Origin of the sequence: Burkholderia pseudomultivorans (assembly GCF_001718415.1) — a bacterium.
Taxonomy (GTDB): Bacteria; Pseudomonadota; Gammaproteobacteria; order Burkholderiales; family Burkholderiaceae; genus Burkholderia; species Burkholderia pseudomultivorans_A.
The window spans coordinates 1387619-1406133 of record NZ_CP013377.1; the positions used below are offsets into that span (position 1 = coordinate 1387619).

The following is an 18515-nucleotide window of genomic DNA, read 5'->3' on the forward strand; positions in this document are numbered from 1 at the left end:
CGATGAACGACACGCAAGCACGGCAATACGTGTTCGACGTCGTGGTCGTCGGCTCGGGCGCGGGCGCGCTGCTCGCCGCGTGCCGCGCGGCCGATCGCGGCCTGTCCGTCGTCGTGATCGAGAAGACCGGGCTGTACGGCGGCACGTCGGCCATCTCGGGCGGCGGCATCTGGGTGCCGTGCAACCACCATATCGCCGAGCTCGGCGCGACCGACTCGCGCGAGGCGGCGCGCCGCTATCTCGATGCGTGCACGGCCGGCGCATCGTCGGCCGACAAGCTCGATGCCTATCTCGACCACGCGCCGCAGATGCTGCGCTGGCTCGAAGCGAACACGCCGGTGCGCTACCAGGCGCTGCCGAAGTACGCGGACTACTTCCAGAAGCTGCCGGGCGCGATGCCGGGCTATCGCGCACTCGATCCGCTGCCGTTCGACGGCGCGCGGCTCGGCGACGAATTCGAGCGGCTGCGGCCGCCGTCGCCCGGCACGCTGATCGGCGGACGCGTCGCGGTGACGTCGAAGGAAGCGCACACGCTGTTCTCGCGCGGGCCGGGCTTCATGAAGCTCGCGCTCGGCCAGTTCGGCCGCTACTGGCTCGATGTCCGGATGCGCCGCCGCACGCGCCGCGACCGGCGCCTGACGCTCGGCAACGCGCTGGTCGGCGGCCTGCGCCGCGCGCTGCTCGATCGCAACGTGCCGGTCTGGCTCGATGCGCCGATGCGCGAACTGATCGAGACCGACGGTCGCGTGACGGGCGTGCGCGCGCAGCGTCTCGGCCAGCTCGTGACGCTCGTCGCGCGGCGCGGTGTGATCCTCGCGGCGGGCGGCTTCGAGCGCAACCAGCCGATGCGCGAGCGCTACCTGCCGCAGCCGACGCGCACGGAATGGAGCGCGACGCCGCCGGCCAACACCGGCGACGCGATCGCCGAAGGGCACCGGCTCGGCGGGGCGCTCGCGCTGATGGAACACGTGTGGGGCGCACCGACGGTCGGCGTCGCGGGCGAGGAAAAGCAGCGCGCGCTGTTCGTCGAGCGCAACCTGCCGGGCTGCGTGATCGTCAACGGCCAGGGCCGGCGCTTCGTCAACGAGGCGGCGCCGTATTCCGAATTTGTGCCGGCGATGTATCGCGACCATGCACGCACCGGGGCGAGCGTGCCCGCGTGGATGGTGTTCGACGCGCGTTTTCGCCGCAGCTATCCGTGCGGGCCGATCATGCCCGCCTCGATGATGCCGGACGCACGAATCCCCGCGGCGTTTCGCGACGTGCTCGTGAAGGCCGACACGATCGATGCGCTCGCCGCGCGGATCGGCGTCGACGCGGCCGGCTTGCACGACACGCTGCGCGACATGGCGCGCTACGCGGCGACCGGCATCGACGAAGCCTTCGGCAAGGGCGACAACGCATTCGACACGTACTACGGCGATCCGCGCAACCAGCCGAACCCGTGCCTCGGGCCGATCGACGAGGCGCCGTTCTACGCGGTGCGGATCGACGCGGGCGACATCGGCACGAAGGGCGGGCTCGTCACCGACGCGCAGGCCCGCGTGCTGCGCGCGGACGGCGTGCCGATCGACGGTCTTTACGCGATCGGCAACACGAGCGCGTCGATGATGGGCGCGAGCTACCCCGGTGCGGGCTCGACGCTCGGTCCGGCGATGACCTTCGGGTTCATCGCCGCCGACCACCTGGCCGCACCGGCGGACGACGCCGGCGGCCGGCCGCGCCGGCCATCCACGACTGAACTTGACGGAGTCCAATGATGAGCGATCTCACCACCCATCCGCTGCGCACCGACATGCTGCTCGCGATGCGCCGCCTCGCGCGCTCCGTCACGGTCATCAGCAGCGCGCACGACGGTCGCCGCTACTCGATGTCCGCGACGGCGGTCGACTCGCTGTCGACCGATCCGCCTTCGTTGCTGATCTGCATCAACCGCAGCGCGTCGCTGCACCCGCCGCTCGATGCGGGCGCCGGCTTCTGCGTGAACGTGCTGTCGGCCCGCCACGAAGGCATCGCGATCGACTGCAGCGGTCGCCTGAAGGGCGAAGCGCGCTTCACGACCGGCGACTGGCAGGCCTCGTCGCTCGGCGTGCCGTATCTGCGCGATGCGCAGGCGAGCTTCGTCTGCGAGCAGGACGGTCGCTTCGAATACGGCACGCACACGGTGTTCATCGGGCGCATCCGCGAGGTGCTGATGAGCGGCGACGTCGATCCGCTCGTCTATCTCGACGGCGCGTATACGACGCCCGGCGCGCCCGCGAATCGTGCGGCCGCATGACGCGCGTTTTCCTGCATCAGCAAGAGACGATCATGATCTGCAAACCGAACGGTAAAACCGCGCCCGTCGCCGGCGCGTGCATCGCGTCCATGCCGCCGCCCGTGTGCCGCGTAACGCACGATGCCCGCATGCCGAGCGTGCGCGACGTCGTGCGCGCGCTCGGCGGCGCAGCCGCGAACGTGCTGAACGCATTCGCATGCGTTGCGCCGGCGCTGGCATCGAACCGGGCGCACTTCGCATGCGGCGCGGCCGGCGGGACCGACGGCGACCGGCGCGTGGTCGGCATTGCATGAGGAGCCGGCCATGAGCGATTCGCGCTTTCACCGCCTGACCGTCGCCGAAGTGATCGCCGAAAGCGACGACGCGTGCTCGTTCGTCTTCGACGTGCCGGCCGCGTTGCGCGACGCGTTCGCGTACCGCCCCGGGCAGTTCCTGACCGTGAACGTGCCGTGCGCCGAGGCGGCCGTCGCGCGCTGCTATTCGCTGTCGAGCGCGCCCGGCATCGACGCCGCGCCGAAGATCACCGTCAAGCGCGTGCGCGACGGCCGCGCGTCGAACTGGCTATGCGACCGCGTGCGGGCGGGCGATGCGCTCGACGTGCTCGCGCCGGCCGGCGTGTTCACGCCTCACACGCTCGACGGCGACCTGCTGCTGTTCGCGGGCGGCAGCGGCATCACGCCGGTGCTGTCGATCCTCAAGTCGGCGCTGGTGCACGGGCGCGGGATGCTGACGCTGATCTACGCGAACCGCGACGAGCGCTCGGTGATCTTTCGCGACGAACTGCAGCAGCTCACCCAGCGTCATCCGGGCCGGCTGCGCGTGATCCACTGGCTCGACAGCGTGCAGGGCATCCCGCAGCAGCGGCATCTCGAAGAACTCGCGCGGCCGTTCAGCCAGCAGGAGACGTTCATCTGCGGGCCGGCGCTGTTCATGGAAAACGCGCTCGCCGCGATGCTCGGCCTCGGCCTGCCGCGTGCGCGCGTGCATGTCGAGCGCTTCGCATCGCTGCCCGATGCGCCCGCGCAGGCCGGGCCCGCGGCGGCCGCGTCCGGCGACGGCGCGGCGATCGAGACGGTGCTCGACGGCGCGGCGTTCGCGTTCGACAGCGCGCCCGGCGAGACGCTGCTCGACGCGATGCTGCGCGCGGGGCTGCCGGCGCCGAATTCCTGCCGGATGGGGCAGTGCGGCGCGTGCATGTGCCGGGTCGAGCGCGGCGAGGTCGCGCTCGACGGCAATCACGTGCTCGACGACGACGAGATCGCCGCCGGCTGGACGCTGGCCTGTTGTGCGCGACCCGCGAGCGCTGCGCTGCGCGTGGTGTTTCCCGATTGAGCCGTGCCGCGCCGGCGGCGCGTACGACCTTCCTGTTTCGACGATGCATACGACGATGGACAACGAAATCCTGACCACGCCCGCGCTGATCGCGCGGGCCGCCGCGCGCCACGGCGCGCATCCGGCGATCGAGTCGGAGCACGGCCGGCTGACCTACGCGGAACTCGATGCTGCGCGGCTCGACGCGGCGCGCGCGCTGCTCGCGAGCGGCATCGACGCCGGCGACCGGGTCGCGATCTGGGCGCCGAACCTGCCGCAGTGGATCGTCGCGACGCTCGCGATCCACACCGTCGGCGCGATCCTCGTACCGATCAATACGCGCATGAAGGGGATCGAGGTCGGCGGCATCCTGCAGGACAGCGGCGCACGGCTGCTGTTCTGCTGCGGCACCTTCCTCGGCGAATCCTATCCGGCGATGCTCGCGCCGCATCGGCCGGCCACGCTCGAACGCGTGATCGTATTCGACGGCGAGCCGCCGGCCGGCGCACACGACGCCACCTGGAACACGTTTCTCGCGCGCGGCGCGGCGATTCCGCTCGACGCGGTGCGTGCGCGCGAAGCGCAGGTGACGCCCGATAGCGTGATGGACCTGATGTTCACGTCGGGCACGACCGGCCGCCCGAAGGGCGTGATGACCGCGCACGGCCAGAACCTGCGCGCCGCACAGGCGTGGGCGGAAATCGCCGGCGTACGCCAGGACGATCGCTACCTGATCGTCAATCCGTTCTTTCACACGTTCGGCTACAAGGCCGGCTGGCTGGCCGCGCTGTCGAGCGGCGCGACCGTGCTGCCGCACCTCGTGTTCCAGCCGGCCGACGTGCTGCGACGCGTCGCGGACGACCGCGTGTCGGTGCTGCCCGGCCCGCCGACGCTGTACTACGCGCTGCTCGACGCGCCCGATCGCGCGACGCGCGACCTGTCGTCACTGCGGATCGCGGTGACGGGCGCAGCCGCGATCGCGCCGAGCCTGATCGAGCGGATGCGTGCGGAGCTCGGCTTCGAGACGGTGCTGACCGGCTACGGGCTGACGGAGTCGTGCGGCTTCGCGACCCTGTGCCGTCAGGGCGACGACGCGCAGACGGTCGCGCTGACGTCGGGCCGCCCGATGCCGGGCGTCGAGCTGCGCATCGCGGGACCGGACGGCGCGGCGCTCGGGCCGGACCAGACCGGCGAGATCTGGGTGCGCGGCTACAACGTGATGCGCGGCTATTTCGGCCAGCCGGACGCGACGCGCGAAACCGTCGACGCGGACGGCTGGTTGCATACCGGCGATCTCGGCTGCGTCGACGCGAACGGCAACCTGAAGATCACCGACCGGATCAAGGACATGTTCATCGTCGGCGGCTTCAACTGCTATCCGGCCGAGATCGAGCGGCTGCTCGCCGCGCATCCGGCGATCGCGCAGGTCGCGCTGGTCGGCGTGCCCGATGCGCGGCTCGGCGAAGTCGGGCACGCATACGTCGTGCTGCGGTCGGGCGCACACGCGGACGCCGACGAACTGAACGACTGGGCGCGCCGCAACATGGCGAACTACAAGGTGCCGCGGCACTTCACCTTCGTCGAGCAATTGCCGACGAGCGCGGCCGGCAAGGTGCTGAAGTACCGGCTGCGCGCCGATACCGAAGCGGCGGCCTGAGCGTTGCCGCGCCACTTCAACGGATGAACGCATGAACGACAACGGATTTCCGCAGGGCGCGGTGCTGGTGTTCGGCGGCAGCGGCGGGATCGGGCAGGGCGTCGCGCTCGAATTCGCGCGCGCCGGCGTGCCGGTCGCGCTTGGCTATCGGAGCAAGGCTGACGTGGCCGAGCGTGTGGCGCGCGATATCCGCGGCGAAGGCGTCGCGGCGAGCACGCATCGCGTCGACGTGACCGACCCCGCCCAGCTCGACGCGGCGCTCGCGGCCGCGATCGATGCACACGGCCGCGTGCATACGGTCGTGTGGGCGGCCGGCCCGCTCGCGAACCAGCGCCATATCGGCGACATGACGCGCGACGACTGGCGCCGCGCGATCGAGGTCGAGACGATCGGCTTCTTCGGCGCGGCGAAGGCGGTGCTGCCGCATTTCCGCGCGTCGGGCGGCGGCTCGTTCGTGACGCTCGGCTCGGCCGGCCATCTGCGCTGGCCCGATCGCGACGGCTTGTCGGTCGCGCCGAAGGCGGCGAACGAGGCGCTGGTCAAGGGGCTCGCGCGCGAGGAAGGCCGCTACAACATTCGCGCGAACTCGGTCCTGGTGGGCGTGATCGAGGCGGGGATGTTCCCGGTGCTGCTCGAACAGGGGCAGTTCGACCAGGCATGGATCGACGAAACGCAGAAGATGCTCGCGCTCAAGCGCTGGGGGAAGGCGCATGACGTCGGCCGCGCGGCGGTGTTTCTGGCGTCGGACCGGGCCGGTTACATCACGGGGCAGCAGTTGAATGTGTCGGGCGGCTACGGGCTGTAGCGACGGTTGACATCATGACGTCGTGACGTCATGATGTCTCCCATGAAACCTGAATCCGACACCGCGCCGCTCTATACGAAAGTCGAGGCCGCGCTGGCCGCCGAAATCTCCAGCTCCGCGCTGCCGCCGGGCAGCCAGCTTCCGGCCGAGGAGCGCCTGATCGAGCGCTTCGGCGTCAGCCGGACGACCGTGCGCAAGGCGGTCGAAAATCTCGTTGCGCGCGGTCTCGTCGAGATCCGGCGCGGCAAGGGCACCTTCGTCGCGGAGCCGAAGATCACGCAGGAATTGACGGAGCTGACCGGCTTCGTCGAGGACATGCACGCGCTCGGGCGTACCCCGACCGCGCGGCTCGTCGACCAGCGGATCGTCACGGCCGATGCCGCGGTCGCGCGGCAACTGGCGCTGCCGCCCGGCACCGACGTGATGCGGATCCGGCGCGTGCGCCTGGCCGACGGCGTCGCGGTGTCGTTCGACGAAACCTACCTGCCGCGCGAACTCGGCGAGCAGATCGTCGCGCACGATCTGGAGGTCGAGCCGATCTTCTCGTTGCTCGAGGAGCGCTACGACGTGCCGCTCGTCGATGCCGAATACCGCCTCGAGGCCGTCGCGGCGCCGCCGGAGGTTGCGCAGGCGCTCGCGATCGCGCCCGGCAGTCCGGTCTTCCTGATCGAGCGTACGTCGCACACGCACGCGCATCGGCCGATCGACTTCGAGAAGCTCTACTACCGCGGCGACCTGATTCGCTTCGTCACGCGACTGAGCCGGCGCGCCGGCGAGCGTTCGTAGCGGGCGCGCCGGCATGGAAGCGCTGTGGCTGTTCGTCGCCGCATTCGGCGCCAGCGCGCTCGGCGGCGTGCTCGGAATGGCGAGCGGGATTTTCGTCGTGCCGCTGCTGACGCTGCTGTTCGGCGTCGGCATCCAGACGTCGATCGGCGCGAGCATCGTGTCGGTGATCGCGTGCTCCTGCAGCAGCGCGGCGTCGTTCCTGAAGGGGCGTCTGATCAACGTCCGGCTCGCCATCGTGCTCGAAACGGCGACGACGCTCGGCGCGCTCACCGGCGTGCTGCTGATCGGCCGCGTGCCGGTGGCGTTCCTGTATGCGTTGTTTGCGGGCGTGCTCGCGGTGTCCGCGAAACAGATGCTGGCGCGGCGTCGCGACGCGAGCGCCGACGGCCCGACCGATGCCGCGAGCTGGGCAAGCGTGCTGCGCCTGCATGCGAGCTTTCCCGATCCGGCGTCGGGCCGGGAAGTTCGCTACCAGGTCGGGCGCGTGCCGTTCGGGATGGCGCTGATGTACGGCGCGGGCCTGATTTCCGCGCTGCTCGGCATCGGCTCGGGCGTGCTGAAGATCCCAGCGATGGATACGGCGCTGCGGCTGCCGATCAAGGTGTCGTCGGCCACGTCGAACTTCATGATCGGCGTGACGGCCGCGGCGAGCGCAGGCGCCTATTTCGTGCGCGGCGACATCGACATGCGCGTGGCCGGCCCGATCGCGCTCGGCTCGGTGATCGGTGCGATCGTCGGTGCGCGTCTGCTGATGCGCGTGCCGGCCGACAGGCTGCGGGTCTTTTTCGTCGTCGTGCTGCTGCTGCTCGCGATCGACATGCTCGCGACCGCGCTGGGCCTGCACGCACCGGGAGCCGCAGCATGACGCGCGCGGCCGGCGGCATTGAACGTCGCGAGCGGGCCGTCGCCGTGCTGCTCCGGGGCGGTACGGTATGCGCGTGCGTGCTGATCGCCGTCGGGATGCTGCTCGGCGCATGGCAGCCGGCGGCGGGCGCGAGCGAATTCGCGCGGAGCGGCGCGGCATTCGCGAAGGCCGGCGTCGGGCTGTTCATTCTCCTGCCGGTTGCGCGCGTCGTATTGCTGCTCGGCTGGTTCGTGTGCGAGCGCGATCGGACGTATGCGCTGCTTTCGCTGCTCGTGCTGGTGATTATCGCGGCGGGGGTGGTGGTCGGGATGCGGGGATAAGGTTCGGCGAAAGCCGCTCGTGCAGAAGGGCGGCATTGCGCTGGAACATCACCGGTAGCGCATGCGACATGCCTGCGCTCCTTCGGCTCGCGGCGACTGCTGCATTTCCCGGAACACTTCGCACAAACATTCCGGAAAACATGGAGCCGCGACGCTCGGCTTGACGCGCATCATCCGGCTTCGGTCGCGACATATGGATGCGCACACATCGGCCATCTTGATGCCTTCGCGGCGGCGAGCGTCCATCCGCACTTCCTTTGATCGGCCCGAGGTCACGTCGCTGCAACATTTTCGACGATGAACGTCGGCGCGCGCGATGCGTCGTCGAGACGCGCTTGCGCGCTTTGAATGCCGCCTGGCCTGGCCCGCACGGCTATCGCATCGCGCGCCTCCGATCCGCTCGACCCCGCGCTTTCGTCGACGCACATCGAATATCGATACGTTCCTGAAACATTTCCGCCGATTCCGGTCCGCATTCCGTGTGCCGGATCGCGGCAACGCTTGCCCCCATTCGCATTGCGCCCGATGGCACATCGCTTGCGATGAAGGCGATGCGTCCATGCAAACCATGTCAGGCCTGCGCGGCGATGCATGGGCGGCCGTCAACGCAGCGGAAAACGAAACAAACGGGGACCGGGTTCAGCGCGGTCGGCAGCCTGTCGCGAGGCACGTGCGAAGCGTGCCGTATCGGCAACGCGATCAGGCAACACGCGATCGATCCGTCGAATAGCAAGCGTGCTTGCGAAGTGCCATGTCGGGGACGTGCGATGCATCGCGACAGCGATCGCGTGCGGCATTCATGCGCGCCCGGCGCCTATCGGGGGAAACGCCCGTGAAAATCACAATGAACCAATGGGCAGTGCTGGGGGCGATGTTCGTGGTCAGCGCGCATGCGCAGGAGGTTTTCCTGCAAGGCGGCACGCAGGGCGCCGGCATCGGTGCGGCGATCAGCTTCAATTCGATGCTGGGCGCGCACGCGGACTTCAATGCGATCGATCTGTCGCACGACTTCTCGGTGGCCGGCAATCGCTATCAGGACGACGTGAAACTGCGGCAGGGCGGCCTGTATGCGGACATCTTTCCGTGGCGCGGCAGCGGCTTTCGCGCCACCGTCGGACTGCGCTTCAACGACGACGAGGTCACCGGCGTATCGGTGCCGACCAACGGCACCTACACGTTCGGCGGCAAGCGTTATCCGGCGCTGCCGGGAATGTACGCGACCGCGCAGGCGCGCTATCCGACCGTGATGCCGTATGTCGGGATCGGCTACGGGCATCGGCCTGCGTCGAAAGGCCTCGGGTTCGTCGCCGACCTCGGCGTCGCATACGGGATGCCGAGATGCTCGTATACGCTGTCGCCGGAACTGGCGGCCGCAGCCGGCCCGGTCAAGAGCCAGATCCTGGTGGCGAGCGGCCTCGATGAACTGAACAAGGTGATGTCGCGCTATCGGTGGTATCCGGTTTTGCAGATCGGGATTTCGTATCGGTTCTGAGGGGAACGGGGGAGCGTGGTTTGCACGCGGCGCGAGTCATGCGCCGGCGGCCGTTCAATGGTACGGCTGCGCGACGATCGATATCGGTTGTCGGCGCACAGCCTGTCGGGAATGGCTGGCGAGCGTTGTGGGACGCCGCGCGTTGGCGGTCGGCGGTTTACTCGAACGCGCTCGACGATCGTTGCGCGACGATCCGTACCGGGCGCCGCAAGTGGCGGTTGAGTTCGGGGATGGCCGACGCGGGCAGCGCGTACGTGCCGCCGACGCGCATGTCGGCGTGCGGAATCAGATGTCGGCCGTCGATGTTGAATTGCACGAACGCGTCGATATGCGGGTTGTCCCGTAGCGCGAACTGCATCGTTTCGTCCTGCAGCATATGCGTCGACGCGACGATGAAGATATCGCCTTCGATCGGCGGCAGCGCGCGATTTCCCGCGTGCGCAATCCATTCGAGGCCGGCCCGCGTGACAGCGGCGGTCAGCGAGATGCCGAACCATCCTTTGTCATGTTTCGCCAGTTCTTCGAGCCACCAGTCGTTCTGCCAGTCCTCGTAGCCCATCAGCATGCCGAGCAGCCGTTCGTAGTGCTCGTTCCATCCGCCCGACAGGCCCGCGCATCGATGGATCAGCTTGTCGGCTTCGATCCGCCATGCGTCGCCCGGCGGCGTATAGACGGCGTGGATCGTTTGATGCCGCGTTCCTTCGCCCGATACGTGCTCTTCGGCATGCAACTGTCCCATGGCGACGAAATGGTCGAAGCGACGTTTCAGCGCGACGTGGTCGGCGCGGGTCGTGAAATGCATGACGGCGAACTTCTTCCTGCCTTGCAGCAGCAGCGGCAACTCCCAGCCGGTATGAACGAGGTAGGGCGGGCCGCCGCGTGAGCCATTGTCCTTGTGCAGCGTGACGATCGCCGGGCCACTGTCGAAGTCGATCTGCATCGCCGCGCAGAGCGCTGCGGCATCGGGTGGCGCGAGCGTGTAGACGTTGTCGATCAACGGATCGTCGGCTGCGTCGATCGACAGGTTTTGCCGCAGCGTGTCGAGGTCACTCGTGACGAAACGCGTGGCGAGACAAGGGCTGAGGAGATCCGGGTCGAGCGCGTTCAGGACGAACGCGAAAGCGGTATCGGCGGTTTCTGTCATGGGCTCTCCGGAGGACGGGCGCGGATATTCTATGCCGGGAAGGCGATGGGGCGGCTGTCGATGCGTCGCGGCGCAAAGGCCGACTTCGGGGAGGGGGCCGGGGCTGCCCGCGCCGATGCGAAGGTGCCGCGCTGCCGGACGGCCAGCTTACGCCGCGGCAGGCGCACGTCTGCATTGCAACAGGCAGCAGTTCAACCTGTCCGGCGCCTCGAACGCCGGCGTTGGTCTGCGTCCGGTTGCGACGCTGGATGGCCGCCAGATGATGGCAATGCTTGCATTTCTTACACCCCTCGATATCATTGCTATCAATTCGAGTGGAGGTGAAACATGCCTGATCTTCTGGTGCGAAATGTAGACAAGGCCGTCATCCAGAGTCTGCGCGAGCAGGCCGCGGCGCATGGCCGCAGCGCCGAAGCGGAGCATCGGGCCATTCTGGCCGACGCGCTGCACCGCCCGAAACGCCGAAGCCTGGCCGAGGTGCTGGCAAGCATGCCGAACGTGGGCGAAGACGCCGATTTCGAGCGCCGGGACGATTCCGGCGAGGGGTCTCATGTATTTGGTTGACACGAACGTCATCAGCGAAACACGCAAGAAAACGCGCGCCAATGCCGGCGTGCTCTCGTTCTTCCGACAGGCGCGCGACAACAACGACCCGCTGTACCTGTCGATCGTGACGATTTCCGAGCTGCAGCGCGGCGTCGATCTCGTGCGCTTTCGCGGCGACGCGAAACAGGCGGCCCGGCTCGATGCATGGCTCGCGACGATCGTGCAGGACCATGCGCGCCATGTACTGACCGTCGACGCCGAAATCGCGCAGCTCTGGGGCCGCCTGCGCGTGCCGCAGCCCGACCACGCACTCGACAAGCTGATCGCCGCCACCGCGCTGATCCACGACCTGACGGTCGTCACCCGCAACGCCGGCGATTTCGCGCGAACCGGCGTGAAACTCCTGAACCCGTTCGACTGATGTCGTCTGCCGCGCCGCAACCCGGCGGCGGCAAGCTGCGCCCGTTACTCGTCCGTCCCCACCCGCGAATCCCGTCCCGCCGCGCTTTCGTGCGCCGGCGCGCTTTCCCGGTTCCCTGCCGCCTCTCGTCCCAACAGACGATGTGACGCCATCCCCGAGCGGCCAGAATCCTTTCACGAACAACGGATTCTGAACCAGGAGGAGGCCGACATGATCGATGTCCGTGCACTCGGCTATGTGGTCGTCGAGGCGACCCGCGTCGATGCGTGGCGCCGCTACGCACAGGACGTGCTGGGCATGCAGGCGCTCGACGCGCCCGACGGCGCGCTGTACCTGAAGATGGACGAGCGCGATTTTCGCTATCTGATCGTCCCCGGCACGACCGACCGCTATTTCGCGTCGGGCTGGGAACTGCCCGACGGCGCCGCGTTCGACGCCGCGCTGGCTGCGCTGCAACAGGCCGGCGTCGAGGCCGTGCGCGCCACGCGCGACGAGGCCGCGCTGCGCCGCGTGCAGGCGATGGCGTGGTGCACCGACCCGTCCGGCAACCGCCACGAGCTTTACTGGGGCGCGCGCTGCGACTTCCGCCGCTTCGCGTCGCCGCTGGGCGTGCCGCGTTTCGTCACCGGCGACATGGGGCTCGGCCACGCGGTGCTGCCCGCACCGCAGTTCGACGCGACCGACGCGTTCGTGCGCGGCGTGCTCGGCTTCGAGCTGTCCGACATCTACCGCGTGAAGTTCACGCCCGATCCGGCCGAACCGGAGAAGCGCATCCATTTCATGCACTGCCGCAACGCGCGCCATCACAGCCTCGCGCTGTTCGAGATGGCGGTGCCGTCCGGCTGCGTGCACGTGATGGCCGAGGTCGACTCGATGGACGAAGTGGGGCGCGCGCTCGATCGCGTCGCCGCGCACGACGTGAAGCTGTCCGCGACGCTCGGCCGGCACTGCAACGACCAGATGATTTCGTTCTACATGAAGACCCCCGGCGGCTTCGATCTCGAATACGGCTTCGGCGGGCTGACCGTCGACTGGTCGAAGCACGCGGTGTTCGAGGCCACCCAAGTGAGCCAGTGGGGCCACGACTTCAGCATCGGATACCGGTAAGCCAGCACGATGACGATGAAACCTCTCGACAAGACGATGTCCGCGCGCGACGTGGTCGCGCAGCTCGCCGACGGCATGACGATCGGCATCGGCGGATGGGGGCCGCGGCGCAAGCCGATGGCACTGGTGCGCGAGATCGCGCGCTCGAACCTGAAGGACCTGACGATCGTCGCGTACGGCGGCGCCGATGTCGGCCTGCTCTGTGCGGCGGGCAAGGTGCGCAAGGTGGTGTTCGGCTTCGTGTCGCTCGACGTGATTCCGCTCGAGCCGCATTTCCGCCGTGCCCGCGAGCAGGGCCGCGTCGACGTGCTCGAACTCGACGAAGGAATGCTGCAGCTCGGCCTGCGCGCGGCCGCCGCGCGCCTGCCGTTCCTGCCGACGCGCGCCGGGCTCGGCACCGCGCTGCTCGATCACGCGCCCGGGCTGCGCACGGTGAAATCGCCGTACGACGACGGCGAGACGCTGCTCGCAATGCCGGCGCTCGAACTCGACGTCGCGCTGCTGCACGTGAACGCGGCCGACCGGAAGGGCAACACGCGCATCGATGGCCCCGATCCGTTCTTCGACGCATGGATGGCGCGCGCCGCGCAACGCTGCTACGTGTCGGCGGAAACGCTCGACGCGTCGCTCGCGAGCGAAGACCTCGACGCCGCGAAACGCAATCCGTTCGAGCGCTCGCTCGTCACGGGCGTCGTGCACGCACCGGGCGGCGCGCACCCGACCTCGTGCGCGCCGGCCTACGGCTGGGACCTGCCGCACCTGCGCGCGTACTGCGCGAGCGCGGAAGACGATGCGAAAACCGCGGCGTACCTGCGCGACGTGGTCGGCCGCGACGAACGTCAGTACCTCGAAGGCGTCGGCGGGCTGTCGCACGTGACGACGCTGCCGTTGCCGATTCTGTAAAGGAGCGCCTGTGAGCGAATCTCTCGACCATTCCCTCGCGGAACTGATGATCGTCGCGGCCGCGCGACTCTGGCGCGACGACGGCGAAGTGCTGGCGACCGGCATCGGCACGGGCCCGCGGCTCGCGGCCGGCCTCGCGCGGCTCGCGTACAACGACGGGCTGATGCTGACCGACGGCGAGGCGTATCTCGTCGAGGAGCCGGTGCCGCTCGGCCCGCGCCCCGACGGCTATCGTGTGAAGGCGAGCGGCTGGATGACCTACGAACGCGTGTTCGACTGCCTGTGGCACGGCCGCCGCCATGCGCTCGTGATGCCCACGCAGATCGACCGCTTCGGCCAGGCGAACATCTCCTGGCTCGGCGACGACTACGCGCGTCCGAAGACGCAGCTGCTCGGCGCGCGCGGCTTCCCCGGCAACTCGACGAACCATGCGAACTCGTTCTTCGTCAGCGGCCACGGCAAGCGCACCTTCGTCGCCGGCGAAGTCGACATGGTGTGCACGGTCGGCTACAACCCGGCGCGACGCGTGCCGGGGATGAAGACCTTCGTCGACCTGCGCGGCATCGTCACCGATCTGTGCGTGATGGATTTCGGCGGGCCCGACCACGCGATCCGCGTGCGCTCGCTGCACCCGGGCGTCGGCTTCGACGAGGTGCAGGACGCGACCGGCTTCCCGCTCGTCGCGCATCCGGCGCTCGGCACGACGCCCGCGCCGAGCGCGGCAGAGCTGCGCATCGTGCGCGCACTCGATCCGCACAACCTGCGCGCGGCGATCGTGCGCGACAATCCGGCGCCGCGCCGGGGATGAGGTCCGACATGGAAGCGACCCCGATGACGTTCGGCGACGGTGTCGTCGACTACGCGGTCGAGGACGGCATCGCGACGATCACGATGAACCGCCCCGAATACCACAACGCGCAGAACTCGAAGATGACCTATGCGCTCGACGCGGCGTTCCGGCGCGCAGCGCACGACGACGCGGTGAAGGCGATCGTGCTCGCGGGCGCGGGCAAGCATTTCTCGGCGGGGCACGATATCGGCACGCCGGGTCGCGACATCCACGAGTCGTTCGAGCGCGCGTCGCTGTGGTACGACCACGTCGACAAGGAAGGCGGCGAGTTCCTGTATGCGCGCGAGCAGGAGGTGTACCTCGGCATGTGCCGCCGCTGGCGCGACCTGCCGAAGCCGACGATCGCGATGGTGCAGGGCGCATGCATCGCGGGCGGCCTGATGCTCGCGTGGGTGTGCGACCTGATCGTCGCGTCGGAGGATGCGTTCTTCGCGGATCCGGTCGTGCGGATGGGGATACCGGGCGTCGAGTATTTCGCGCATGCGTACGAGCTGAACCCGCGCATCGCGAAGGAATTCCTGTTTCTCGGCGAGCGGATGCCGGCCGAGCGCGCGTACCAGATGGGGATGGTCAACCGCGTGGTGCCGCGCGAGCGGCTGCGCGACGCGACCTATGCGATCGCCGCGAAGATCGCGACGATGCCGCGACTCGGGCTGACGCTGACGAAGCAGGCGCTGAATCACGTCGAAGAGCTGCAGGGCAAGCGCGCGGCGATGGACGCCGCGTTCGCGTGGCACCACTTCGCGCATGCGCATAACGAACTGGTCAGCGGCGATCGTCTCGGCGGCTACGACGCGCGCAGCATGGCCAGCTCGCAGCGCCAGCCGAACGGCGCGGAGCGCGGCGACCCGGCCGCACCGGCAGTGCCGTCCGCGCCCGCCGCCGTCAACGGAGCCGCGGCATGAGCACGACGCTTCATACGCCGCTGTGCGACCTGCTCGGCTGCCGCTATCCGGTCGTGCAGACCGCGATGGGCTGGGTGGCCGACGCGCGCCTGGTCGCGGCGACCGGCAACGCGGGCGGCTTCGGCTTCCTGGCCGGCGCGACGCTCGAACCCGACCAGGTCGAGGCCGAGATCCTGAAAGTGAAGTCGCTGACCGACCAGCCGTTCGGCATCAACTTCCACATGTTCCAGAAGAACGCGCAGCAGGTCGTCGAGCTGGCCATCAAGCACCGTCTGCGTGCCGTCAGCTACGGCCGCGGGCCCGACGCGAAGACGATCCGCCGCTTCAAGGACGCCGGCATCGTCTGCATGCCGACGGTCGGTGCGCCGAAGCATGCGGCAAAGGCCGTCGAGCTCGGCGCGGACATCGTCACGGTGCAGGGCGCGGAAGGCGGCGGCCACACGGGCGCGGTGCCGACCACGCTGCTGCTGCCGAAGGTGCTCGATGCGGTGCAGGTGCCGGTCGTCGCGGCGGGCGGCTTCTTCGACGGGCGCGGGCTCGCGGCCGCACTCGCGTACGGCGCGGCCGGCATCGCGATGGGCACGCGCTTCCTGATGAGCGCCGAATCGCCGGTGCCGCGCGACACGCTCGAACGCTACGTCGCGGTCGCCGATCCGGCGCGCATCCGCGTGTCGGACGCGCTCGACGGGCTGCCGCAGCGCATGATCGACAACCCGTATCTGCTGAAGCTCGAACGCTTCGGCCCGCTGCGCCGCACGCTGTTCGCACTGAAGACGGCCGAGGCGTGGCGGCGCCGCAGCGGGCTGCGCACCGGCGACATGCTGGGCCTCGCGCTCAAGGCGCTGCGCTCGCACGACTACACCGCCAGTCAGACGCTGATGGCCGCGAACGCGCCGTTCCTGATCCAGCGCGCGATCGTCGACGGGCGTCCGGACGAGGGCGTGCTGCCGAGCGGTCAGGCGGCCGCGATGATCGGCGCGATCGAATCGTGCGACGCGCTGATCGCGCGGATCGTCGCGGAAGCGGGCGCGCGGCTCGACGCGCTGGCCGCGCTGCGCGGCGCGCCTGCGGCGCAGCCTGCATGAACGACATCACAGGGAGGCAGAGAAGATGAACCCATCCAATCAACCGGCCGGCGCGATGCCGTTCCGGATCGACCGCGCCGACGGCATCGCCGAACTGGTGATCGCGCATCCGCCGGTCAACGCGCTCGACGCGCAGGGCTGGCATGCGCTCGCCCGCGCACTCGATGCGCTCGGCGCCGACGACGCGGTGCGCGTGATCGTCGTGCGCGGCGAAGGGCGCGGCTTCTGCGCGGGCGTCGACATCAAGGAACTGGCCGCGCATCCGGAGCGGATCGTGGCGGTCAACGCGGGCAACTACGAGACGTTCCGCGCGGTGCACCGCAACCCGAAACCGGTGATCGCGGCCGTGCACGGTTTCGTGCTCGGCGGCGGGATCGGCATCTGCGGCGCGGCGGACATCGTCGTCGCGGCCGACTGCGCGCGCTTCGGCGTGCCCGAGATCGATCGCGGCGCGATGGGCGGCGGCGCGCATCTGCAGCGGCTGTTCGGGGTGCAGAAGGTGCGCACGATGTATTTCACCGGCGAGATGATCGACGCGGCCGAGGCGTACCGGCTCGGCGCGCTCGAGCGGGTCGTCGCACGCGAGGCGCTGCGCGACGCGGCGCTCGCGATCGCGCGCCGGATCGCGGCCAAGAGCCCCGCGATGGTGCGGCTCGCGAAGGAGGCGTTGAACGGCGTCGAGGACGGCGACCTCGAGGACAAGTACCGCTGGGAGCAGGGCTTCACGCTGCAGGCGTACATGACGAACGACTCGACGGAAGCGCGCGCCGCGTTCGTCGAGAAGCGCGACGCGCGCTTCGATGCATCGGCCGCGCCGGCCACCGCGCAGGAGGTACGCGCATGAACCTGAGCTATACGCCGCAACAGCAGGCGTTCCGCGCGGAGATCCGCGACTGGCTCGCCGCGCACGTGCCGCGCGAGCGGCTGCCGAGCTTCGATACCGAGGCAGGCTTTGCTGCGCACCGCGACTGGGAGCGCACGCTGCACTCGGGCCGCTGGAGCATGGTCACCTGGCCGCGCGAACTGGGCGGGCGCGGCTGCGACCTGATCGAATGGCTGATCTTCGAGGAGGAATACTGGCGTGCCGACGCACCGATGCGCGTGAACCAGAACGGCATCTTCCTGCTCGGCCCGACGCTGATGGACTTCGGCACCGCCGAGCAGAAGGCCCGTTTCCTGCCGGCGATGGCGGCCGGCGAGCACGTGTGGGCGCAGGGCTGGTCGGAGCCGAACGCGGGCTCGGACATGGCCGCGATCCGCTCGACGGCGATCCGCATCGGCGACGAATACGTGCTGAACGGCCAGAAGATCTGGTCGACGCGCGCGGTGTGGGCCGACTGGCTGTTCGGGCTGTTCCGCAGCGATCCGGAATCGTCGCGCCATCACGGGCTCACGTTCCTGATGGTGCCGCTGTCGACGCCCGGCATCACGGTGCGGCCGATCCGGCAGCTCAACGGGCAGACGGGCTTCGCGGAGATCTTTTTCGACGACGTGCGCGTGCCGGCCGAGAACCGGCTGGCGGCCGAGGGCGCGGGCTGGCAGGTCGCGATGGCGACGGCCGGCTTCGAGCGCGGGCTGATGCTGCGTTCGCCCGCGCGCTTCCAGCGCACCGCGCAGGCGCTGCGCGACCTGTATCTCGCGCATCGCGACAGCGCGGATCGCGACCCGACGCTGCGCGAGCGCGTGGTGTCGGCGTGGATGGATGCGCAGGCGTATGCGCTGTCGACCTACGCGACCGCGAGCCGGCTGCTGAAGGGCGGCCACATCGGCGCGGAGTCGAGCACCAACAAGGTGTTCTGGTCCGAGCTGGACCTGCGGATGCACCAGACCGCGCTCGACATCCTCGGCGCGCACGGCGAGGTCGTCCCGCAGACGGCCGCGCAGCACGCGACGCTCGGCCACTGGCTCGACGGCTTCCTGTTCGCGCAGGCCGGTCCGATCTACGCGGGCACCAACGAGATCCAGCGCAACATCGTCGCCGAACGGATGCTCGGCATGCCGCGCGCGTGAGCGCGCCGGCGACACCCTACTGAACGGACA

At 69.3% G+C, this 18515-nt stretch carries 20 protein-coding genes; 19 read left to right on the forward strand and 1 reads right to left on the reverse strand.

All coding sequences use genetic code 11. From position 1 onward, the window contains the following. Nucleotides 1-2: 2 nt before the first annotated feature. From WS57_RS05875 to WS57_RS05920, 10 genes are all read left to right on the forward strand, one after another. A complete protein-coding gene (locus tag WS57_RS05875; RefSeq protein ID WP_069243869.1) occupies nucleotides 3-1760 on the forward strand; it encodes an FAD-dependent oxidoreductase in 1758 nt (585 codons plus the stop codon). Beyond that, nucleotides 1760-2278: a flavin reductase family protein gene (locus tag WS57_RS05880; protein ID WP_080293158.1), complete on the forward strand. Its 519-nt coding sequence runs from the start codon at nucleotides 1760-1762 to the stop codon at nucleotides 2276-2278. Before WS57_RS05875 ends, WS57_RS05880 begins: the two co-directional genes overlap by 1 nt. Before the next feature lie 128 nt (nucleotides 2279-2406). After that, nucleotides 2407-2571 (forward strand): hypothetical protein, encoded by a 165-nt coding sequence (locus WS57_RS37550; protein ID WP_167361717.1) that lies wholly within the window; start codon nucleotides 2407-2409, stop codon nucleotides 2569-2571. Between the two features lie 10 nt (nucleotides 2572-2581). Then, complete coding sequence (locus WS57_RS05890) at nucleotides 2582-3610, forward strand: ferredoxin--NADP reductase (protein ID WP_069243870.1); 1029 nt, start codon at nucleotides 2582-2584, stop codon at nucleotides 3608-3610. A 55-nt stretch (nucleotides 3611-3665) separates the two neighbouring features. After that, on the forward strand, nucleotides 3666-5246 hold the full coding sequence (locus WS57_RS05895; RefSeq protein WP_059517242.1) for a FadD3 family acyl-CoA ligase: 1581 nt from the start codon (nucleotides 3666-3668) through the stop codon (nucleotides 5244-5246). 31 nt (nucleotides 5247-5277) lie between these two features. Further along, nucleotides 5278-6051 (forward strand): SDR family NAD(P)-dependent oxidoreductase, encoded by a 774-nt coding sequence (locus WS57_RS05900; RefSeq protein WP_009695635.1) that lies wholly within the window; start codon nucleotides 5278-5280, stop codon nucleotides 6049-6051. Nucleotides 6052-6093: 42 nt separating this feature from the next. Continuing rightward, nucleotides 6094-6837 (forward strand): GntR family transcriptional regulator, encoded by a 744-nt coding sequence (locus tag WS57_RS05905; RefSeq protein ID WP_009695636.1) that lies wholly within the window; start codon nucleotides 6094-6096, stop codon nucleotides 6835-6837. Between the two features lie 13 nt (nucleotides 6838-6850). Further along, nucleotides 6851-7702 carry a sulfite exporter TauE/SafE family protein gene (locus tag WS57_RS05910; protein WP_009695637.1) on the forward strand — a complete coding sequence of 284 codons (852 nt, stop codon included), beginning with the start codon at nucleotides 6851-6853 and terminating at the stop codon, nucleotides 7700-7702. Then, nucleotides 7699-8022 (forward strand): DUF1634 domain-containing protein, encoded by a 324-nt coding sequence (locus WS57_RS05915; protein WP_059517240.1) that lies wholly within the window; start codon nucleotides 7699-7701, stop codon nucleotides 8020-8022. The genes WS57_RS05910 and WS57_RS05915 overlap by 4 nt, the downstream gene beginning before the upstream one ends. An 844-nt stretch (nucleotides 8023-8866) precedes the next feature. Then, nucleotides 8867-9514 (forward strand): hypothetical protein, encoded by a 648-nt coding sequence (locus WS57_RS05920; protein WP_236871907.1) that lies wholly within the window; start codon nucleotides 8867-8869, stop codon nucleotides 9512-9514. 157 nt (nucleotides 9515-9671) lie between these two features. Here the strand turns inward: WS57_RS05920 and WS57_RS35470 are convergent, their stop codons facing one another. Then, nucleotides 9672-10658, reverse strand: coding sequence for a hypothetical protein (locus WS57_RS35470; RefSeq protein ID WP_059517238.1), 987 nt, complete (start codon nucleotides 10656-10658; stop codon nucleotides 9672-9674). 327 nt (nucleotides 10659-10985) lie between these two features. On the opposite strand from WS57_RS35470, the gene WS57_RS05930 reads away from it, so the two are divergent. The 9 genes from WS57_RS05930 (at nucleotide 10986) to WS57_RS05970 (ending at nucleotide 18485) form a co-directional block, all read left to right on the forward strand. After that, nucleotides 10986-11222, forward strand: a complete 237-nt coding sequence (locus tag WS57_RS05930; protein ID WP_059517236.1) for a FitA-like ribbon-helix-helix domain-containing protein — start codon at nucleotides 10986-10988, stop codon at nucleotides 11220-11222. Next, complete coding sequence (locus WS57_RS05935; protein ID WP_059517234.1) at nucleotides 11209-11625, forward strand: type II toxin-antitoxin system VapC family toxin; 417 nt, start codon at nucleotides 11209-11211, stop codon at nucleotides 11623-11625. The genes WS57_RS05930 and WS57_RS05935 overlap by 14 nt, the downstream gene beginning before the upstream one ends. Nucleotides 11626-11835: 210 nt before the next feature. Further along, a complete protein-coding gene (locus WS57_RS05940) occupies nucleotides 11836-12732 on the forward strand; it encodes a VOC family protein (RefSeq protein WP_040131700.1) in 897 nt (298 codons plus the stop codon). A gap of 9 nt (nucleotides 12733-12741) precedes the next feature. Then, nucleotides 12742-13635 carry a CoA transferase subunit A gene (locus WS57_RS05945; RefSeq protein WP_059480270.1) on the forward strand — a complete coding sequence of 298 codons (894 nt, stop codon included), beginning with the start codon at nucleotides 12742-12744 and terminating at the stop codon, nucleotides 13633-13635. Between the two features lie 10 nt (nucleotides 13636-13645). Then, on the forward strand, nucleotides 13646-14443 hold the full coding sequence (locus WS57_RS05950; protein ID WP_069243872.1) for a CoA-transferase subunit beta: 798 nt from the start codon (nucleotides 13646-13648) through the stop codon (nucleotides 14441-14443). Between the two features lie 8 nt (nucleotides 14444-14451). Then, nucleotides 14452-15390, forward strand: a complete 939-nt coding sequence (locus WS57_RS05955) for an enoyl-CoA hydratase (RefSeq protein ID WP_060296220.1) — start codon at nucleotides 14452-14454, stop codon at nucleotides 15388-15390. Beyond that, nucleotides 15387-16475, forward strand: coding sequence for an NAD(P)H-dependent flavin oxidoreductase (locus WS57_RS05960; RefSeq protein ID WP_009695646.1), 1089 nt, complete (start codon nucleotides 15387-15389; stop codon nucleotides 16473-16475). The genes WS57_RS05955 and WS57_RS05960 overlap by 4 nt, the downstream gene beginning before the upstream one ends. 25 nt (nucleotides 16476-16500) lie before the next feature. Beyond that, complete coding sequence (locus WS57_RS05965) at nucleotides 16501-17319, forward strand: enoyl-CoA hydratase family protein (protein ID WP_069243873.1); 819 nt, start codon at nucleotides 16501-16503, stop codon at nucleotides 17317-17319. Further along, nucleotides 17316-18485, forward strand: a complete 1170-nt coding sequence (locus WS57_RS05970; protein WP_040131705.1) for an acyl-CoA dehydrogenase family protein — start codon at nucleotides 17316-17318, stop codon at nucleotides 18483-18485. The genes WS57_RS05965 and WS57_RS05970 overlap by 4 nt, the downstream gene beginning before the upstream one ends. Nucleotides 18486-18515: the final 30 nt, after the last annotated feature.

Bases quoted from the DNA above. Each gene is read 5' to 3' on its own strand.
- WS57_RS05940 (WP_040131700.1), top strand. From the start codon at position 11,836: ATGATCGATGTCCGTGCACTCGGCTATGTGGTCGTCGAGGCGACCCGC.
- WS57_RS05905 (WP_009695636.1), top strand. From the start codon at position 6,094: ATGAAACCTGAATCCGACACCGCGCCGCTCTATACGAAAGTCGAGGCC.
- WS57_RS05955 (WP_060296220.1), top strand. From the start codon at position 14,452: ATGGAAGCGACCCCGATGACGTTCGGCGACGGTGTCGTCGACTACGCG.
- WS57_RS35470 (WP_059517238.1), bottom strand. From the start codon at position 10,658: ATGACAGAAACCGCCGATACCGCTTTCGCGTTCGTCCTGAACGCGCTC.
- WS57_RS05930 (WP_059517236.1), top strand. From the start codon at position 10,986: ATGCCTGATCTTCTGGTGCGAAATGTAGACAAGGCCGTCATCCAGAGT.
- WS57_RS05875 (WP_069243869.1), top strand. From the start codon at position 3: ATGAACGACACGCAAGCACGGCAATACGTGTTCGACGTCGTGGTCGTC.
- WS57_RS37550 (WP_167361717.1), top strand. From the start codon at position 2,407: ATGCCGAGCGTGCGCGACGTCGTGCGCGCGCTCGGCGGCGCAGCCGCG.
- WS57_RS05890 (WP_069243870.1), top strand. From the start codon at position 2,582: ATGAGCGATTCGCGCTTTCACCGCCTGACCGTCGCCGAAGTGATCGCC.
- WS57_RS05965 (WP_069243873.1), top strand. From the start codon at position 16,501: ATGAACCCATCCAATCAACCGGCCGGCGCGATGCCGTTCCGGATCGAC.
- WS57_RS05935 (WP_059517234.1), top strand. From the start codon at position 11,209: ATGTATTTGGTTGACACGAACGTCATCAGCGAAACACGCAAGAAAACG.
- WS57_RS05920 (WP_236871907.1), top strand. From the start codon at position 8,867: ATGAACCAATGGGCAGTGCTGGGGGCGATGTTCGTGGTCAGCGCGCAT.
- WS57_RS05910 (WP_009695637.1), top strand. From the start codon at position 6,851: ATGGAAGCGCTGTGGCTGTTCGTCGCCGCATTCGGCGCCAGCGCGCTC.
- WS57_RS05970 (WP_040131705.1), top strand. From the start codon at position 17,316: ATGAACCTGAGCTATACGCCGCAACAGCAGGCGTTCCGCGCGGAGATC.
- WS57_RS05900 (WP_009695635.1), top strand. From the start codon at position 5,278: ATGAACGACAACGGATTTCCGCAGGGCGCGGTGCTGGTGTTCGGCGGC.
- WS57_RS05945 (WP_059480270.1), top strand. From the start codon at position 12,742: ATGACGATGAAACCTCTCGACAAGACGATGTCCGCGCGCGACGTGGTC.
- WS57_RS05880 (WP_080293158.1), top strand. From the start codon at position 1,760: ATGAGCGATCTCACCACCCATCCGCTGCGCACCGACATGCTGCTCGCG.
- WS57_RS05960 (WP_009695646.1), top strand. From the start codon at position 15,387: ATGAGCACGACGCTTCATACGCCGCTGTGCGACCTGCTCGGCTGCCGC.
- WS57_RS05895 (WP_059517242.1), top strand. From the start codon at position 3,666: ATGGACAACGAAATCCTGACCACGCCCGCGCTGATCGCGCGGGCCGCC.
- WS57_RS05915 (WP_059517240.1), top strand. From the start codon at position 7,699: ATGACGCGCGCGGCCGGCGGCATTGAACGTCGCGAGCGGGCCGTCGCC.